Consider the following 17,724-nt stretch of genomic DNA (forward strand, 5'->3'; position numbering starts at 1 on the left):
CATGACCATCAGAATCAAGACCACGGCCGCCACGGCCCTTATCGTTGCCGCGCTGTCACAGGGCGTGGCCCATGCGGATATGGACGCGGCACGCGATGCGCTGTCCCGCAACGATTATGCGGGAGCGGTGAAGCAGCTGGACGGCGTACTGGCCCAGACCCCGGGCAATGCCGAAGCGCGTTTTCTCAAGGGCTTGGCCCTGGCACGCAGCGGCGATACGCAGGGTGCGCTGGACGTGTTCAATGCGTTGGTTTCCGACAACCCCGAAATGGCCGAGGCCTGGAACAACCTCGGCGTGTTGCGCGCGCGCGACAACGATCTCGAAGGCGCGCAGGCGGCGCTGGAAAAGGCCGTCGAGATCAATCCCGAGCATGGCCCGGCCCAGGAAAATCTGGGTGATATCTATGTAGCGATGGCGCAGGGGGCCTATGCCCGCGCCGGCGAGCTGGAAAGCGACAACGCCATTGCGCGTGCGAAAAGTCAGCAACTGGCCGAATTCATCGGCGGCGGCATGAGCGCGGGGTCGGCTAAATCGTCCAAGCCGACACCGCCGGCGGTACCCAACGTGACCGCGCGCACGAAAGCGCCGGTGGATATCGATACCAGCACCCCGCAGGCCACGCTGCAAAGCTGGGCACAGGTCTGGTCGGCCCAGGACGTGAACGGTTATCTGTCGATGTACAGCGATGACTTCATGCCGGACGACGGCATGAGCCGCTCGGCCTGGGCAGCGCAGCGGCGCCAGCGCGTGAGCGCACCCAAACGTATCGATGTGAGCTTGAGCGATACCCAGATCAAGCGTCGCGGGGAGCAGGCACTGGTGACCTTTACCCAGCGCTACAAGTCGAACAGCTACCAGGATCGTGAGCGCAAGGCGCTGCTCATGCAGGAAAGCGCCGACGGCTGGCGGATTCTGCGTGAAGGGGACGTCGACGCGGTCGATTTCACCGTCGCCCAGGCGCCCGCGCAAACCGAAAGCGTAGACAGCCAGGTCGTGAGCGAAGCCCCCCCGGCCGATAACGCACCGGCAGCGAACGCTGCACCTTCGGAAGCACCGCCGGCCAGCAGCGCGCCCTCCGAAGCGCCGGCCAACGCCCCTGCGGCGAATGGCGCGTCGAACACACAAGCCGCTGCGGGTTCGGCCCCGGCGCAGATGCAGGCCGAAAGCCAGGCGCAGGCGCGCAAGGCCGTGGAGCAGGCGCTCGAGGACTGGGCCGAGGCCTGGTCGTCGCAGGACGTGCGCCGTTATCTGAACGCCTATAGCGACAACTATCAGCCGCAGGGCGGCACCAGTCTGACCCAGTGGGCCAAGTCCCGCGATCAGGCGGTCAAGGGTCCGGCCTGGATTCGTATCGAAATCAGCGATATCCAGGTCAGCCTGCTGGGTGACGATCGGGCCCAGGCGAGCTTCAACCAGCACTACAAGTCCAACACCTACGAAGACCGCGAGCGTAAACGGGTCACCCTGGTACGCGAAGACGGCGGCTGGCGGATCGTGCGCGAGAGCTAGGCGCGGGCGCTCGGCTCGCGGCGCGCGTCCAGCATGGTCAGCAGGGCGCGCGCCGCATTCGACAGACTGCGGCGCGGATGACGAATCGCGCCCAGGCGGCGCTGGATCGCCACGCCGGGTAGCTCGAGTCGGGCGAGTTCGGGATGCTCCATCGAGGTCGGCAGTACCGTCCAGCCGATGCCCACGCCGGCGAGCATGCGCAGCGTTTCCAGATAGTGGCTGGTCATACGCGGCGCGATATCCAGGCCTGCCGCGCCGAGTGCATCGGCGATGATTGCATAGGTATAGCTTTCCACCGGCGGCAATACCGCCGGATAGGCCGCCAGGTCCGTGGCCGCGACCGATTCAGCCGTGGCCAGCGCATGGTCGCGGCCGACGAACACGCTCATCGGATCGTGCCAGATACAGTCCTCGACCAGACCGGGATGGGCCGGCGAGGGCAGGGTGATGACCGCCAGTTCGCGTTCGCCGTTGACCACGCTACGACAGGCGGCTTCCGAATCCACGAACGCGATTTCCGGGGCTACATTCGGATAGCGCGCGATATAGGCGCGCAGCACCTCGGGCATGCGATGCAGCCCCACATGATGCGATAGCGCCAGGCGCAAGGGCCCGGCGGTATCGGCATGCAGGTTGTCGAGCGCGCGCGCCCCGTCCTGGATCACCGCCAGCAGCTCCCGTGCATGGGGCAGATAGGCACGACCGGCCTCGGTGAGTGCCACGCCGCGCCCGACCCGATCAAACAGTTCGTGACCCAGGCGCGTTTCCAGTGCGGCCAGGCGTTTGCTGATGGTGGGCTGGCTCAGATGCAGTGCCTCGGCAGCGGCCTGAAACGAGCCGCGGTCGCAGACACTGACGAAAGCCTGGATCGCTTCGGTTTGCATAGGCGTTACTTTCCGAAAGGTAATCGATTATATCCAAAAGATTCATTTGAGTAATTCGCGCGGGCTGCTTACCCTTGCGCGCATCTTCACGATTCGGAGCCGGTCATGGCACAGACGCTTTACGAAAAACTGTTCAACGAACATCTGGTTCGCGAAGAGGACGGCAACGGCCTGCTCTATATCGATCGGCATATGGTCCATGAAGTGACCTCGCCGCAGGCCTTCGAAGGGCTGGCGCTGGCCGACCGGCCGGTCTGGCGGGTGAATGCCAATCTGGCCGTGCCCGATCACAACGTGCCCACCGTCAACCGCGATGGCGGCATCGCCGACACCATCTCGCGCGCCCAGGTGGACGCGCTGCTCAGAAACTGCAACGAACACGGCATTCGCCTGTTCGGTCTGGGCGACCCGCGTCAGGGCATCGTGCATATCATCGGCCCGGAGCAGGGCGCGACCCAGCCGGGCATGACCATCGTCTGTGGTGATTCGCATACTGCGACCCACGGCGCCTTCGGCGCGCTGGCCTTCGGTATCGGTACCTCCGAGGTGGAACATGTGCTGGCCACGCAGACGCTGCCCCAGGCGCGGTCGAAGACCATGCTGGTACGCGTCGATGGCCAGGTCGCGCCCGGTATTTCGGCCAAGGACATCATGCTCGCCATCATCGGCAAGATCGGCACCGCAGGCGGCACGGGCTATGTCATCGAGTACGGCGGCGACGCCGTGCGGGCGCTGTCGATGGAAGGGCGGATGACCATCTGCAACATGTCCATCGAAGCCGGTGCGCGTGCGGGCATGGTGGCGGTCGACGACACCACCATCGACTATATGCGCGGGCGTACCTATGCACCCACGGGCGAGCAGTGGGATCGCGCCGAGGCCTATTGGCGCACGCTGGTGTCCGACGAAGACGCGGAATATGACAAGGTCGTGGTGCTGAACGCCGCCGATATCGCGCCGCAGGTCACCTGGGGCACGTCGCCGGAGATGGTTGGCCCGGTCACCGATCGCGTGCCGTCGCCAGCCGATGCGGCCAACGAGACCCAGGCCGAAAGCTGGCGCGCGGCGCTGGAATACATGGACCTCACCCCGGGCGTGCCGATGACCGAGATCATGCTCGACAAGATCTTTCTGGGCTCGTGCACGAATGCGCGCATCGAGGATCTACGGGTGGCCGCTGCCTATCTCAAGGGCCGCCGGATCGCGCCCAATATCGAATTGGCGATGGTCGTGCCCGGCTCCGGCCTGGTCAAACAGCAGGCTGAAAAGGAAGGGCTGGATGTGATCTTCAAATCCGCCGGGTTCGAATGGCGCGATGCCGGCTGCTCCATGTGTCTGGGCATGAACGACGACAACCTGTTGCCGGGCGAGCGTTGTGCCTCGACCTCGAACCGCAATTTCGAGGGTCGCCAAGGCAAGGGCGGGCGTACCCATCTGGTCAGCCCGGCGATGGCCGCGGCTGCGGCGGTGTATGGCCATTTTGTGGATATCCGCGAATTGGGTATCGAGCAATGAGCGACGCCACGGCCAGCGTCGATACGAGCCGAGGCGACTGGAATGCGCGCGATTACGCCCGCGATGCCCGTTTCGTGGCCGATCTGGCCGCGTCGCTGGTCGATGTGCTCGACCCGAAGGCCGGCGAGCGGATACTGGACCTCGGCTGTGGCGATGGCGTATTGAGCCAGGCGATCACAGAGCGCGGCGCCGAGGTGCTGGGCATGGATGCCAGCGCCGATATGGTCGCCGCCGCACGCGAGCGTGGAGTGAACGCCGTGGTTGGGGACGGGCACGATCTGGGAAGTAGCGCCGCGATTGCGGGGACGTTCGACGCGATATTTTCCAATGCGGCGTTGCACTGGATGAAGCGCGATCCGCAGGCGGTTGTCGACGGCGCCTATCAGCGGCTGGTGCCCGGTGCGCGCTTTGTCGGCGAATTCGGCGGCGCAGGCAATGTCGCGCCAGTGCAATCGGCGCTGCGCGCCGAAGCCGAAGTACGCGGGCACGACCCGGACGCGCTCGATCCGTGGTATTTCCCGACTAACGACGAATACCGCCAGCGCCTGGTGCGGGCCGGATTCGTGGTGGATCAGCTGTCGAGCTTCGAGCGGCCCACGCCGTTGCCGGGCGATATGAGCGCGTGGCTGAGCACGCTCGCCGGCCCGTTCGTGAACGCGTTTACCGACGGTGCGCCGCGCCGTGACTATATCGCCGCGGTACGCGCGCGGCTGGTCGACGATCTGCAGGACGAACAGGGGCGCTGGGTCGTTCCCTATGTACGGCTGCGTTTTGTTGCGCACCGGCCGGGCGATACGCCAAGCGCATAGGGCCATTCTTTTTTAAAGCAGCGAAGACAACACCATGCAAGCATTTACGGTACATGAAGGATTGGTGGCGCCGCTGGATCGCGCCAACGTCGATACCGACGCCATCATTCCCAAGCAGTTTCTCAAGTCGATTCGGCGCACGGGTTTCGGCCCGCATCTGTTCGACGACTGGCGCTATCTCGATCAGGGCGGTCTGGAGACGGATATCGCCGATCGGCGTGAGAACCCCGATTTCGTGCTCAACCGCGAGCCGTATCGCCAGGCCAGTATTTTGCTGACACGAGAGAACTTTGGCTGCGGTTCTTCACGTGAACACGCGGTCTGGGCGCTGGAAGATTTCGGCATTCGTTGCGTCATCGCGCCCAGTTTTGCCGATATCTTCTACAATAACTGCTTTAAGAATGGTGTGTTACCCATTGCTTTGTCAGAAGAAAATATCGATGCACTGTTCGCCGCCGCGTACGACGAGGTGGGGATGACGGCCCGTGTGGATCTGCATGCGCAGACAATCGTTGCCGCCGGACGGGAATTCAGCTTCGATATCGATGCCTATCGGCGCAAGAACATGCTGGCCGGACTGGACGACATCGGCCTGACCTTGCAGCATGCGGATGAAATTCGCGCCTTCGAGGCCCGGCGCGAGCAAGAAAAGCCGTGGCTTTTCCGCGACCTGTAGAGCTAAGATCGCGATCGGTCCAGGCTGGCCGGGACGCCTTTTCGGTAAAGGATAAAAGTATTTCATGACTGCAAGAATTCTCGTGATGCCCGGCGATGGCGTGGGCCCTGAAATCTGTCGCGAAGCCGTGCGCGTGCTCGATGCGCTGGCCAGCGACCATGGCCTGGATATCGAGCTGGAAGAAGCCCTGGTTGGCGGCGCGGCGATCGATGCCGAGGGCGATCCGCTGCCGGAGTCGTCACTGGCGGCAGCGCGAGCGGCAGATGCGATTCTGTTTGGCTCGATCGGCGGGCCGAAATGGGACGATCAGCCGCGCGAGAAACGGCCCGAGTCGGGCTTGTTGCGCCTGCGTAGCGAACTCGACCTGTTCGCGAACCTGCGCCCGGCGATTCTGTATCCGCAGCTGGCGCATGTTTCGGCACTCAAACGCGATATCGTCTCCGGGCTGGATATCATGATCGTGCGCGAGCTCACCGGCGGCATCTATTTCGGCAAGCCGGCCGGTCGCCACATGAACGCCAACGGCAAGCGCGAGGCGTTCAACACCATGCGCTACGACGAGGACGAAATCCGCCGCATCGGACGGCGTGCCTTCGATATCGCGCGTGCGCGCGGCGGCCGGCTATGCAGCGTGGACAAGGCCAATGTACTCGAGGTCTCGCAACTCTGGCGCGATGTCATGACCGAGTTGCATGCCGAATACGAAGACGTCGAGCTGACTCATATGTATGTCGACAATGCGGCCATGCAGCTGGTGCGCGCACCCAAGCAGTTCGACACGCTGGTCACCGGCAACCTGTTCGGCGATGTGCTCTCGGACGCCGCGGCGATGCTGACCGGCTCCATCGGCATGCTGCCCTCAGCTTCGATGGATAGTCATGGCAAGGGCCTGTACGAGCCCGTGCATGGTAGTGCGCCGGATATCGCCGGCCAGGGCGTGGCCAATCCGCTGGCCACCATTCTCTCGGTGGCCATGATGCTGCGTTATACGCTCGATCGCGGCGATCTGGCCGACAAGGTCGAAAACGCGGTGGGCTATGCGCTCGATCGCGGCCTGCGTACCCGCGATATCATGGACGACGAAACCCAGATCGCCAGTACCCAGGAGATCGGGGGCGCCATCGTCGATATGCTACGCTGAAATCACGCGTAGTCAGCCGCCTCGGCGGATGCCCTCAACAGGATTCTGAATGGCCGACGCATACGATGTTGCGGTGGTAGGCGCCACCGGTGCCGTCGGCGAAGCCATGCTCGAAATGCTCGAGCAGCGCGAGTTCCCGGTCGGCCGGCTGTTTGCCCTGGGTAGCGAGGGCTCGGCCGGCAAGCGTGTGGCTTTTCGCGACAAGAACCTCAGCGTGGGCGATGCGGCGTCCTTCGATTTCGCCCGTGTGCAGATCGCACTGTTCGCGGCCGGCGCGCGCATATCGCAAGCGCTGGCCGAACGTGCCGCGGCTGCCGGCTGTGCGGTCATCGATACCAGCGGTTTTTTTGCCGATGCGCACGATGTGCCGCTGGTCGTGCCCGAGGTTAATGCCGAGGCGATCGCCGACCATGCAGCCCGCGGCATGATCGCCAGTCCGTCGGCTACGTCCATCGCCCTGGCCATGGCGCTCAAGCCGATTCATGATTTTGCCGATGTCGTGCGGGTCAACGTCGCCACGTACCAGGCGGTGTCGGCATCGGGTACGGCCGCACTGCGCGAGCTGGCCGATCAGACGGCCCGGCTGCTCAATGGCCAGGCGATCCGTGAGCCGACGGTCTATCCCCGGCAGATCGCGTTTAATACGCTGCCGCTGATCGATGGGCTGCAGGACAACGGCTACAGCGACGAAGAAATGCGGCTGATCGCCCAGACACGCCGGCTACTGGGGCAGCCGGATTTGCCGATCAACCCGACCGCGGTCCGGGTCCCGGTCTTTTTTGGCCATGGCCAGGCTGTGCATGTGGAAACCCGCGACGGTGTGTCGGCCGACAAAGCGCGCCAACTGCTGACCCAGGCGCCGGGGATGATGGTCGTCGATACGCCCGCGCCGGACGGCTATGCAACGCCGGTCACCGAGGCCGCGAATCAGGACGAGGTGTTCGTCTCACGTATTCGGCAAGACATTTCGTGTGAGAATGGTCTAAATTTCTGGATCGTGGCCGATAACATACGCAAGGGTGCTGCACTCAACAGCGTGCAGATTGCCGAGAAGCTGATCGAGAAATACATCTAGGGATATACGACGCGTCATGTGGGTAGTTCGGCATACGCGTCGGCCCGGGTTGTTCCGGCGGTTCATCAACCGCGGGGATACGGGTCGAATCGAGGGGGATACGCAGGCGCCGTGGTCGATTCAAAGTCGTATTTGAGGCGCAGGCTGCAAGGTGCAGCCGTGGCCGCCTTGTTGTGTAACGCAGGCGTGGCCTCCGCGCTGGGGTTTGGTGCCATTCGGGTGCATTCGGCGCTCAACGAGCCGTTGGACGCCACCATCAACCTGGTGGCCCTGACGCCCGAGGAGAAAACCGCGCTGCAGGTCGATATGGCCAGCGTGGACATGTTCCAGCGTTTCGGCATCGAGCGCACGGCGCTGGCCGATCGTATCCGCATCGTGGCCAACCCGGGCAATGAATCCAGCCAGGTGCTGTTACGCCTGACCACGGACGCGCCGGTGCGTGAGCCGTTCCTGCGTTTTCTCATCGAAGCCGATACAGGCAATGGCCGTGCGCTACGCGAATATACGGTTCTGCTCGATCCGCCCGGTCAGGCGCCGCAGCCGCCCTCGGGCATGGCCGGTGCAAGCGCGCAGCCAGCCTCGTCCCAGTCATCGCGCGCATCGGCCGCCGATACGGCGCCGGTTGCGCCCGAGCCGGCCGCGCCCGAGCCAACGGCCGCGCCGGCGCGTGCCGAGCCGCGTAGCGATCGCTACGGGCCGGTCGCGGCCGGCGAGACGCTTTCGCGTATCGCTGCGCGTCTGCGTCGTCCGGATACCACGCTGGATCAGATGCAGGTTGCGATCTATCGCAACAACCCGCAGGCGTTCAGCGATAATATGAACATTCTGCTGCGCGGCGCGATGCTCGCCATTCCGCCGGTCGAACGTATTCGTTCGATCGCGCCGGGCGAGGCGCGTGCCGTGGTACGCGCACAGCAGGCCGAAGCTGTCGAGCGTCTGGCCTCGACGGCCACGGATAGCTCGGCCCAACGCACGGTGGCCCAAGGCGAAAGCGCGCCTGCGACCACGGACGCCCGTTTGCGTCTGGAGCCCTCGCGTATCGACGGCCAGAGTGCTGGCGGGGCGGTGGGCACCGCCGGTTTCGGCCGCTTGACCCTGCCCGATTTCGGCCCCGGCGAGGGCAGTGTCGGCGCGGGTGATGCCGCAAGCCCCGATACCGATACCGCCGATACCGATACCGATACCGGAACCGATCCCATGGTCAGCGATGGCCGTGCCGTGGCTGATCGTGGCGCGCAGGCGCCGGGTGGAGAAAACGCGCCCACGGATACGGCGGTCGATAGCGCGACGCGCACGAACGAAACAGCCGCCCAGTCGCCGACCGACGAGACCGATGCCCTGTCTTCGACCGCGCGTGATGCGACCACCGAAGTCGACGCGACCACGGGCGACAATGCCGCAGCCGATGTCGATAACGTGCCGGCAGGCGCCGCGGCCGATCAGGATATCGCCGCCAGCCCGGCCGATACGCCGGCTACGACCGATGCCATGGTCACGACCGGCGATACGGACGAGGCCCTGCAGTCCGACAGCGCGAGTGACGCCGTCGCCGACAGCACCGATACGGCGGTCGCCGCCGATAGCGGCAGCCTGCAGTCGCAGGACAGCTATCGGCCGTTGCCGGCCCAGGATGTCGATGTGGTGGGCGCCAACGATGGCGGCAGTCTGCTGAGCCCGCGTAACCTGCTGCTGCTCGCCGGTGGGCTGGGGCTGGCCGCCTTGCTGCTGGCCTGGCGTCGACGGCGCCAGTACAAGCCGGTGCCGCTGCACTTCGAAGCCGAGGGCGATCATCCGGTGGCCCCCTCCGCCGAAGAAGAGTTCGAACAGCCCGGCGAGGCGCGTCAGGCTTATATCGCGCCGGCGCCGAATACCACCCGCCCGTCCTTGCGGATCGAACAGGCCGATGCCCAGATCAAGGCCGGCGAGTTCGATCAGGCGCGGGCCACGCTCGAAGCCGGTCTGGCCGACCATCCCCACGACAGCGCGCTCCAGGACAAGCGTCTTGAGCTGGATTATCTGACCGGTGACGACAACGCCTTCATGGGCAATATCGAACGCTTCGGCTCGGCCCTGACCGGCAACGGTGTGCGCTGGGCTGGCGTGGCCGCGATGGGGCGGGTACTGCGCCCCGATGACCCGCGCTTCGCGCTTGGTTTGACCGACGATGGCCCCACGCCGGCCGCCGCCGAAGCCGAGCCGGACGATGAACCCCAGGACCCCGAATCGGCCGAAGCGCTGTACGAAAGTTTTATCTCCAGCCGTGATAGCGGCCTGGACGAAGAACTGCCGCCGGCGATCGACGACGAAAGCAGCGACGACGGGCACTATTTCACCATCGACGAATCGCTGCCCGATAGCGACGATGCCGACGCCGCGCATACCGAGCTCGACCTTCCGGAGGCGCCGAAACGCGCGTCCGAAACGCCCGACGAGCAGGGTTTCGAGTGGCAGGATCAGGAAATCGCCGATGGCGGCGAGCGCCAGCACGATCAGGGCGACGATCCCGGCCTGGCGTTCGATCTGGACAGCGTCGACGACGATGCCGGCAAGGATAAGCCGCGCTCGGTGGAGACGATCGACGACAGCGAATTCGATCTCGATGCCGAGGACGATACGGCCGCTGAAGACGACGTCGAAACCGACCCGGTGGAAATCCGGCTCGATCTGGCGCGCATGTATATCGAAATGGAAGACGCCACCGCGGCCCGCGAGTTGCTCGAAGAGGTGCAGAGCGAGGGCAACGAAGCCCAACGCGCGACCGCCACCGAGTTGTTGAACACGCTCTAGGGCCTGTTCATACTGGCGCGCTCGACGCGCGTATGCCGGCTATCGGGATACGCGCGATCTGCTGGCTGTTTACCGTTTTCATCCGCGAAGCTGACTGCGCTTGAAAGACTCGTTGCCACAATCGATCGGCGCTCGGCGGGTTTCGCGCGTATCGCCCTGCGGGGCGGTTGCGTCCAGGGGCCAGCGTCGGGCGGGATCTGATATATGCCCGCGGGTGGCTGCGCACGTGTTGGAACCCCGCTAGTGCGCTGGGCGGCCTGTGTCGAATACGATGGCTCGGCCTATCATGGCTGGCAGAGCCAGCCGCATGCAGCGAGTGTCCAGGATACGCTCGAGGCCGCGCTGTCACGCCTGGCGGATGCGTCGATTCGTACCGTATGCAGCGGGCGTACCGACACCGGCGTGCACGCCCAGGGCCAGATCGTGCATTTCGACACCGATGTCGAGCGCAGCGAACGTGCCTGGCTGCTCGGCACCAACCGTTATCTGCCCGACGATATCGCGCTGCAGTGGGTGATACCGGTATCGGGTGATTTTCATGCCCGTTTTGGCGCGATCGCGCGCGAATACCGCTACTGGATTCTCGATCGCACAGCGCCCAGCGCGCTATGGCGCAACCGCGCCTATCATTCCCATCACCGGCTGGATGTCGAGGCCATGCATGCGGGCGCGCAGCATCTGCTGGGTTATCACGATTTCAGCGCCTTCCGGGCTGCGGCCTGCCAGGCCAAGACCCCGTGGCGCGAAATTACGCGTTGCGAGGTCGTTCGCCGTGGTGACTGGGTCCGCCTGGAAGTGCATGCCAATGCCTTTCTGCATCATATGGTGCGCAATATCGTGGGTAGCCTGTTGCCGATCGGGCGAGGCCAGTATGCGCCGGACTGGATCCTGCGCTTGCTTGCCGAGGGCGATCGCCGCCATGCCGGCATGACCGCGCCGGCGCAGGGGCTGTCGCTACGGCGCGTGCATTATCCGCCGGAGTTCGTGCTGCCGGCACCGGCGCTGGACGACGACGGCTGGTAAACTGTGGTATTGGCTTGCAACGGCGAAGGCCAACGCAGCAGCGATGAAACGAGTACGCATCAAGATTTGTGGCATCACGCGCCTTGAAGACGCGCTGGCAAGCGTAAATGCCGGTGCGGATGCGATCGGCTTCGTTTTTCACGAACCCAGTACGCGCGCGATCGATATCGAGCAGGCCTGTGCGATCAGCCATCAGCTGCCGCCGTTTGTGGCCCGGGTCGCGTTGTTTCTCGAGCCCGCGCCGGCTGCGGTACAAACCGTGCTCGATCGCCTGCACCCGGACGCGCTGCAGTTTCACGGCCGCGAGACCGCCGAATTCTGTCGGCGTTTCGCCTGGCCGTATCTCAAGAGCGTACCCATGGGCGAAGACAACATCGAGCCGCGCGCCTGGGCGGACTACTATCACGATGCCCAGGGTCTGTTGCTCGACGCCAACCGCGCCGGCGCGGCGGGTGGCAGTGGCGAAACCTTTGACTGGGAACGCCAGGCCGCGCTGCCGGATATGCCGATCGTGATCGCCGGCGGGCTGCATGCCGACAACGTCGGTGAAGCCATTACCCGATTTCATCCGTATGCGGTGGATGTCAGCAGTGGCGTGGAAAGCGCGCCGGGCATCAAGGACGCCGAACGTATTCGCGCGTTCACCGCGGCGGTCAGCCGCGCCCGACCCGGCGGTATCGAACGCCGCCGGGGCGAAGACATGGCCGAGGCCTGAACGCCGGAGCACCACAGATTGAAGCGCGATGGCGTACAGGCATCGCGATCGACCAGAGGCTTGGACAACATGACGATACCCGAACCCCAGCAGTCGCTCGATAATACCGCGCCGTTGGCCCACGCCTGGCGCAACATGCCCGACGCGCGGGGCCATTTCGGCCCCTACGGCGGGCGTTTTGTCGCGGAAACGCTGATGGCGCCGCTCGACGAGCTCGCTGCGGCGTACGAGTCCGCGCGCAACGATCCGCAGTTCATGGCCGCGCTGGATCAGGATCTGGCCGATTATGTGGGCCGACCGACGCCGATCTATCACGCCGAGCGGCTGTCGAAAAAAGTCGGCGGCGCGCAGATCTGGTTCAAGCGCGAAGACCTGAACCACACGGGCGCGCACAAGATCAACAACACCATCGGTCAGGCGCTGCTGGCCGCGCGCATGGGCAAAAAACGCATCATCGCCGAGACCGGTGCCGGCCAGCACGGCGTGGCCACGGCCACGGTGGCTGCCCGTCTGGGCCTGGAATGTGTGGTGTTCATGGGCAGCGAGGACATGCGCCGCCAGGCCACCAACGTCTATCGCATGCGGTTGCTGGGCGCGGAAGTCCGGCCCGTCGAGTCGGGCTCCAAAACGCTCAAGGACGCCATGAACGACGCCCTGCGCGACTGGGTGGCGCATGTCGACGATACCTTCTACATCATCGGCACGGTCGCCGGCCCGCACCCGTATCCCGCGATGGTGCGCGATTTTCAGGCCGTGATCGGGCGCGAGTCGCGTCGCCAGATGCTCGAACGCGTCGGCCGGCTGCCGGATGCGCTGGTCGCCTGTGTCGGCGGCGGTTCCAATGCCATCGGTATGTTCTATCCGTTTCTCGACGACGAACAGGTCGAGATCTACGGTGTGGAAGCCGGTGGCGACGGCATCAGCAGCGGGCGGCATGCCGCGCCGCTGTCGGCAGGGCGCTCGGGCGTGCTGCATGGCAATCGCACCTACCTGATGCAGGACGATAACGGCCAGATCAGCGGGACCCATTCGATTTCGGCAGGTCTGGATTACCCCGGTGTCGGCCCGGAACATTCCTGGCTCAAGGATATCGGGCGTGCGCATTATGTCGACATCACCGATTCCGACGCGCTCGACGCCTTTCATGAGTGCACGCGTATCGAAGGCATCATGCCGGCGCTGGAATCCGCCCATGCCGTGGCCTATGCCAAGAAGCTGGCTGCGACCATGCGCGACGATCAGATCGTGCTGGTGAACATGTCCGGGCGCGGCGACAAGGATATGGCCAGCGTGGCCGAGGCCGCCGGAGAAACGCTATGAGCCGTCTGGCCAGCCGCCTGAACGACCTGCGCGAGCAGGGCCGAACCGCGCTGATCCCCTATGTGACCGCAGGCGATCCAGCCCCGGACGCCACCGTGGGCTTCATGCATGCGTTGGTCGAGGCCGGCGCTGACGTGCTCGAGGTCGGGGTACCGTTTTCCGACCCCATGGCCGACGGGCCGGTCATCCAGGGCGCCTGCGAGCGCGCGCTGGCGGCGGGTACCAGCCTGTCCGGCGTGCTTGAGATGGTAACCGAATTTCGCGAGCGCGACACCGAAACGCCGATCGTGCTCATGGGCTATCTCAACCCCATCGATCGCCTGGGACTGGAGACCTTCGCCCAGCGGGCCAGTCAGGCCGGGGTGGACGGCGTGCTCATCGTCGACATGACCGCCGAAGAGGCGCCGGATGTCGTGCCTACGCTGGATGCGGCCGGGCTCGATGCTGTGTGTCTCATCGCGCCGACCACGGGCGAGGCACGGATCGAAAAGATCTGTGCCAATGCGGGCGGTTTCATCTACTACGTGTCGTTCAAGGGCGTGACCGGTTCGGCCAGCCTGGATGTCTCGTCGCTGGCGACGAGTATCGAGCGTATTCGTGCAAAAACCGAGCTGCCGGTCGCGGTCGGCTTCGGTGTGAGTACGCCGCAAAACGCTGCCGATGTGTCGCAGGTGGCCGATGCCGTGGTCGTGGGCAGCGCGCTGGTGCGCCAGATCGCCGAACACGGCGCCGATCGTGATGCCACGCAGCGCGCGTTACGCGATACGCTGTCGGCCATGCGTCGAGCGATCGACGAACAGGACACAACCCAAAAGGAGGCACGCCGCGCATGAGCTGGCTGGAAAAACTCATGCCGTCGCAGATGCGCAACGACTCGGCGGCAAAGAAAAGCACGGTGCCGGAGGGGCTCTGGACCAAATGCAGCAACTGCGGCGCGGTGCTCTACAGCGCCGAGATGGAGCGCTCGCTGCAGGTATGCCCGAAGTGCAACGCCCATCAGCGTCTGCGCGCGCGCAAACGCCTCGATCTGTTTCTGGATGCCGACAATCGCGAGGAATTGGCGCTCGGTATCGAGCCGCGCGACCCGCTCAAGTTTCGCGACAGCCGCAAATATCGTGAACGTCTGACCCAGGCACAGAAGGACTCCGGCGAACGCGAGGCCGCGCTCGTCATGGCCGGCAGCCTCAAACAGATGCCGGTGGTCGCGGGCGCACTGGATTTCGGGTTCATGGGCGGCTCGATGGGCAGTGTCGTGGGCGAGGCCTTCGTGCGCGGTGTACACGCGGCCATCGATCGCAACTGTCCGTTCATCTTCTTTTCCGCCAGCGGCGGGGCGCGCATGCAGGAAGGCTTGTTCTCGCTGCTGCAGATGGGCAAGACCAGCACCGCGCTGACCCGCCTGGCCGACCGCGGTCTGCCATTCGTATCCGTGTTGACCCATCCGACCATGGGCGGCGTAGCGGCAAGCTATGCCATGCTCGGCGATATCAACGTGGCCGAACCGGAAGCACTGATCGGCTTTGCCGGCCCGCGCGTGATCGAGCAGACCGTGAAGCAGACCCTGCCCGAAGGTTTCCAGCGCAGTGAATTCCTGCTCGAGCATGGCGCGATCGACATGATCGTCGAACGCCGCCATCTGCGCGATCGTATCCACAAGGTGGTGTCGGTGTTCATGCACCAGGACGCGGCTTCAGAACAGGCTGCCGATGTAACGTGAGCACGGCCGCGCCGGTACAAGGCAGCGTCGACGACTGGCTGGCATGGCAACTCACCCTGCATGCCAGCGAAATGGAACTGGGTTTGACCCGGGTGGCCGAGGTCGCCCAACGTCTCGGCGTGCCTGGCGGGCACGCCAAGCGCGTGATCGTGGCCGGCACCAACGGCAAGGGCAGTTGTGCGGCACTCATCGAACGTCTGCTGGCCGATGGCGCGCGCGTGGGCACCTACACCTCGCCGCATCTGTGGCGCTACAACGAGCGCTTTCGTATCGACGGCGAAGCGGTCTCCGATCGCGCGCTGCTCGATGCATTTCAGGCCGTCGAAGCCGCGCGGGGCGAGACGTCGTTGACGTTTTTCGAATACGGCACGCTCGCCGCGTTGTGGCTGTTCGACGAGGCGGCCGTGGATTACGCGGTACTCGAAGTCGGTCTGGGGGGCCGTCTGGATGCGGTGAATATCGTCGATGGCGATATCGCGCTGATCACCAATATCGGCCTCGATCATGTCGACTGGCTGGGCGACGACCGCGAGAGCATCGGCTACGAAAAAGCCGGTGTGATGCGTACCAGACGCCCGGTAATCTGTTGCGATCGCCAGCCGCCTGCATCGCTGTCGCAGCATGCCGCACGGGTCGGCGCCGCGCTCGAATGCATCGGCCATGAGTTCGATATTCAGGCCGATAGCCAGGGCTGGGTTTTCAGCCGCGGCGCGCATACGCGCAGGTTGGCGGGCATGGCGGGTGTGCTGGCCGATAATCTCGCCGGCGCGCTGGCCACGGTCGATGCGCTGACTGCCCGTCTGCCCGCGCCCGCGGCGATCGAGACCGCCTGTCGTGCCCAGGCCGGGCTGCCCGGCCGACGCGAACGCGTCGACGACACGGTATCGATGATCTACGATGTCGGCCACAATGCCGAGGCCGTGGCCGTGCTCGCCGAAGAGCTGCTCGGCGCGCCGTCGGCCGGGCGTACCCATATCGTTCTGGGCATGCTGGCCGATAAACCGGTGGAAACTGTCGCCGCACACCTTGAAAAGGTGGCGGATCGATTCTATTTCGCAGGCCTCGACAGTTTGGGAAGTCGCGGCCTGGCCGCCGACGATCTGGCGCGCCGCGTCGGCATCGAAGGCGATCGCTTCGACTCGCCGGCCGCTGCTGTGGCGGCGGCGCGTAATGCCAGCGAGGCTGGCGATCGAATCGTCGTGTGTGGTTCCTTTCTTACCGTGGCGCACGCCCGGAGGCCAATGCCGTCATGAAGGATGTGATGAAAAAACGAGTGGTCGGAGCCACGGTTCTGGTGATTCTGGGCATCGCGCTGCCCTTGTTGCTGGCGCGTTGCATGCAGGGCGGCGGCGAGGGCGATACCGACGCCATGCGGGTCTACGAAGTCGCGCCGGACGGCCAGGCCAAGCCCGCCAGCGCCGAGGGTGAGAACACGCCTGCGCAGGTTGACGCGAAAACCAACAGCGGCGCGCCTGACGAGCAACAGCGACCGGCCCCGGCGGCCGCCAGCGAACAGGCTGCGCCGGATATGCCGGATGCGGTATCGCCCGCGAGTGTCGCCGAATCGCGCCCGGCAGCGGCCAGCGAAGCCGAAGCCGAAGCCGAAGCCGAACCCGCGGCCGCCGAGGAGCCTTCCGAGCCGGCCGGTGCGACCGCCGAGGCGCCAGCAGGCGCGTCTTCGAGCGGCTCGCTGCGCCAGACGGCATCGTTTTCCGGCGGCTATGTGGTTCAGGTCGCCAGCTTTCGCGACGAAGCCAGCGCCGAGAAGGTGGCCCGCGAACTCAACAGCGAATTCAAGGCCTTCTATCGCGCGGGCGATGTCAACGGCACCACGTATTACCGGGTACGCGTCGGGCCGTTCGAAAACGAAGCGGCGGCCAACGCGGCAGCCGCCCAGCTCAAGCGGGCTGGGCGGGCCACGCTGGTTCGGCGCGCGGAATGACCATGACCGGCCGGATACGCCCGCCATTTGCTAGACTCGGCGTATCCGGCCGGCGCGAACGGGTGCAATGATCTGGGTCGACATCGCCATTCTGGCCGTGGTCGCGCTTTCCGCGATCATCGGTTTCTTTCGCGGATTCCTGCGCGAAGCGATCGGGCTGGCTACCTGGCTTCTGGCGTTCTATCTGGCGTTTACGTTCGTGCGCCACGGCGCGGCGGTGCTCAGCTCATGGATCGACACCCAGCCGGTGCGGCTGGCGGTATCATTTGCGGTCATCTTTATTGTCGTATTGCTACTGGGCGCCATCATCAATTTTGTCTTGCACCGGCTGGTGAATCAGACCGGATTCGCCGGTACCGATCGGGTGCTTGGCGCCGGGTTCGGTGCATTGCGGGGCATCGCGGTATTGGTTGTACTCGTCATGCTCGCCGGTGCGCTCACGGCGTTGCCGCGCGATGCGTGGTGGCAGCATTCGGTGTTCTTGCCCCATCTGGAAAAAGCCGCGCTGTGGGCGCGTGATTTTCTGCCGCAGGATCTGGGCGGCGCGATCAACTATCCCGGGCCGGCAGCGCCGGCTGAAGATTCTCCATCCTCTATCTGAACTGGTCTG

General features: G+C 65.0%; 16 protein-coding genes. 15 read left to right on the forward strand and 1 reads right to left on the reverse strand.

Annotation, left to right across the window (positions count from 1 at the left end; all coding sequences use genetic code 11):
- The first annotated feature begins 1 nt into the window (after position 1).
- Positions 2-1,510 (forward strand): nuclear transport factor 2 family protein, encoded by a 1,509-nt coding sequence (locus T5B8_RS10395; protein ID WP_353178515.1) that lies wholly within the window; start codon positions 2-4, stop codon positions 1,508-1,510.
- Here T5B8_RS10395 and T5B8_RS10400 read toward each other — a convergent pair.
- Positions 1,507-2,394 (reverse strand): LysR family transcriptional regulator, encoded by an 888-nt coding sequence (locus T5B8_RS10400; RefSeq protein WP_353178517.1) that lies wholly within the window; start codon positions 2,392-2,394, stop codon positions 1,507-1,509. The genes T5B8_RS10395 and T5B8_RS10400 overlap by 4 nt on opposite strands.
- Before the next feature lie 105 nt (positions 2,395-2,499).
- On the opposite strand from T5B8_RS10400, the gene leuC reads away from it, so the two are divergent.
- The 14 genes from leuC to T5B8_RS10470 all read left to right on the forward strand — a co-directional run bounded on the left by leuC (position 2,500) and on the right by T5B8_RS10470 (position 17,715).
- Entirely contained in the window at positions 2,500-3,909 is a 1,410-nt protein-coding gene (gene leuC / locus T5B8_RS10405; protein WP_353178518.1) for a 3-isopropylmalate dehydratase large subunit, read from the forward strand.
- Positions 3,906-4,718: a class I SAM-dependent methyltransferase gene (locus T5B8_RS10410; RefSeq protein WP_353178519.1), complete on the forward strand. Its 813-nt coding sequence runs from the start codon at positions 3,906-3,908 to the stop codon at positions 4,716-4,718. The genes leuC and T5B8_RS10410 overlap by 4 nt, the downstream gene beginning before the upstream one ends.
- A 34-nt stretch (positions 4,719-4,752) precedes the next feature.
- Positions 4,753-5,394, forward strand: a complete 642-nt coding sequence (leuD, locus tag T5B8_RS10415) for a 3-isopropylmalate dehydratase small subunit (protein WP_353178520.1) — start codon at positions 4,753-4,755, stop codon at positions 5,392-5,394.
- Between the two features lie 64 nt (positions 5,395-5,458).
- Complete coding sequence (gene leuB, locus T5B8_RS10420; protein WP_353178522.1) at positions 5,459-6,535, forward strand: 3-isopropylmalate dehydrogenase; 1,077 nt, start codon at positions 5,459-5,461, stop codon at positions 6,533-6,535.
- 49 nt (positions 6,536-6,584) lie between these two features.
- The gene (locus T5B8_RS10425; protein ID WP_353178524.1) at positions 6,585-7,610 is read left to right on the forward strand and encodes an aspartate-semialdehyde dehydrogenase; all 1,026 of its coding nucleotides are present in this window, start codon (positions 6,585-6,587) and stop codon (positions 7,608-7,610) included.
- Positions 7,611-7,769: 159 nt separating this feature from the next.
- Entirely contained in the window at positions 7,770-10,397 is a 2,628-nt protein-coding gene (locus T5B8_RS10430) for a FimV/HubP family polar landmark protein (RefSeq protein ID WP_353178525.1), read from the forward strand.
- 243 nt (positions 10,398-10,640) lie between these two features.
- Entirely contained in the window at positions 10,641-11,420 is a 780-nt protein-coding gene (truA, locus tag T5B8_RS10435; protein WP_353178527.1) for a tRNA pseudouridine(38-40) synthase TruA, read from the forward strand.
- 43 nt (positions 11,421-11,463) lie between these two features.
- Positions 11,464-12,135, forward strand: coding sequence for a phosphoribosylanthranilate isomerase (locus T5B8_RS10440; RefSeq protein WP_353178529.1), 672 nt, complete (start codon positions 11,464-11,466; stop codon positions 12,133-12,135).
- Positions 12,136-12,270: 135 nt separating this feature from the next.
- The gene (trpB, locus tag T5B8_RS10445) at positions 12,271-13,455 is read left to right on the forward strand and encodes a tryptophan synthase subunit beta (RefSeq protein WP_353178671.1); all 1,185 of its coding nucleotides are present in this window, start codon (positions 12,271-12,273) and stop codon (positions 13,453-13,455) included.
- Positions 13,452-14,288 carry a tryptophan synthase subunit alpha gene (gene trpA / locus T5B8_RS10450; protein ID WP_353178531.1) on the forward strand — a complete coding sequence of 279 codons (837 nt, stop codon included), beginning with the start codon at positions 13,452-13,454 and terminating at the stop codon, positions 14,286-14,288. Before trpB ends, trpA begins: the two co-directional genes overlap by 4 nt.
- Positions 14,285-15,172, forward strand: coding sequence for an acetyl-CoA carboxylase, carboxyltransferase subunit beta (gene accD, locus T5B8_RS10455; RefSeq protein ID WP_353178532.1), 888 nt, complete (start codon positions 14,285-14,287; stop codon positions 15,170-15,172). Before trpA ends, accD begins: the two co-directional genes overlap by 4 nt.
- Positions 15,169-16,425 carry a bifunctional tetrahydrofolate synthase/dihydrofolate synthase gene (gene folC, locus T5B8_RS10460; protein ID WP_353178534.1) on the forward strand — a complete coding sequence of 419 codons (1,257 nt, stop codon included), beginning with the start codon at positions 15,169-15,171 and terminating at the stop codon, positions 16,423-16,425. The genes accD and folC overlap by 4 nt, the downstream gene beginning before the upstream one ends.
- Positions 16,426-16,433: 8 nt before the next feature.
- Positions 16,434-17,114 (forward strand): SPOR domain-containing protein, encoded by a 681-nt coding sequence (locus T5B8_RS10465; RefSeq protein ID WP_353178536.1) that lies wholly within the window; start codon positions 16,434-16,436, stop codon positions 17,112-17,114.
- A 67-nt stretch (positions 17,115-17,181) separates the two neighbouring features.
- Positions 17,182-17,715, forward strand: coding sequence for a CvpA family protein (locus tag T5B8_RS10470; protein ID WP_353178538.1), 534 nt, complete (start codon positions 17,182-17,184; stop codon positions 17,713-17,715).
- The last annotated feature ends 9 nt before the right edge of the window (positions 17,716-17,724 follow it).

It is taken from the genome of Salinisphaera sp. T5B8, from assembly GCF_040361255.1.
Classification (GTDB): domain Bacteria; phylum Pseudomonadota; class Gammaproteobacteria; order Nevskiales; family Salinisphaeraceae; genus Salinisphaera.

Bases quoted from the DNA above. Each gene is read 5' to 3' on its own strand.
- trpB (WP_353178671.1), top strand. From the start codon at position 12,271: ATGCCCGACGCGCGGGGCCATTTCGGCCCCTACGGCGGGCGTTTTGTC.
- T5B8_RS10465 (WP_353178536.1), top strand. From the start codon at position 16,434: ATGAAAAAACGAGTGGTCGGAGCCACGGTTCTGGTGATTCTGGGCATC.
- T5B8_RS10410 (WP_353178519.1), top strand. From the start codon at position 3,906: ATGAGCGACGCCACGGCCAGCGTCGATACGAGCCGAGGCGACTGGAAT.
- leuC (WP_353178518.1), top strand. From the start codon at position 2,500: ATGGCACAGACGCTTTACGAAAAACTGTTCAACGAACATCTGGTTCGC.
- T5B8_RS10395 (WP_353178515.1), top strand. From the start codon at position 2: ATGACCATCAGAATCAAGACCACGGCCGCCACGGCCCTTATCGTTGCC.
- accD (WP_353178532.1), top strand. From the start codon at position 14,285: ATGAGCTGGCTGGAAAAACTCATGCCGTCGCAGATGCGCAACGACTCG.
- T5B8_RS10470 (WP_353178538.1), top strand. From the start codon at position 17,182: ATGATCTGGGTCGACATCGCCATTCTGGCCGTGGTCGCGCTTTCCGCG.
- T5B8_RS10400 (WP_353178517.1), bottom strand. From the start codon at position 2,394: ATGCAAACCGAAGCGATCCAGGCTTTCGTCAGTGTCTGCGACCGCGGC.
- leuD (WP_353178520.1), top strand. From the start codon at position 4,753: ATGCAAGCATTTACGGTACATGAAGGATTGGTGGCGCCGCTGGATCGC.
- T5B8_RS10440 (WP_353178529.1), top strand. From the start codon at position 11,464: ATGAAACGAGTACGCATCAAGATTTGTGGCATCACGCGCCTTGAAGAC.
- T5B8_RS10425 (WP_353178524.1), top strand. From the start codon at position 6,585: ATGGCCGACGCATACGATGTTGCGGTGGTAGGCGCCACCGGTGCCGTC.
- leuB (WP_353178522.1), top strand. From the start codon at position 5,459: ATGACTGCAAGAATTCTCGTGATGCCCGGCGATGGCGTGGGCCCTGAA.
- trpA (WP_353178531.1), top strand. From the start codon at position 13,452: ATGAGCCGTCTGGCCAGCCGCCTGAACGACCTGCGCGAGCAGGGCCGA.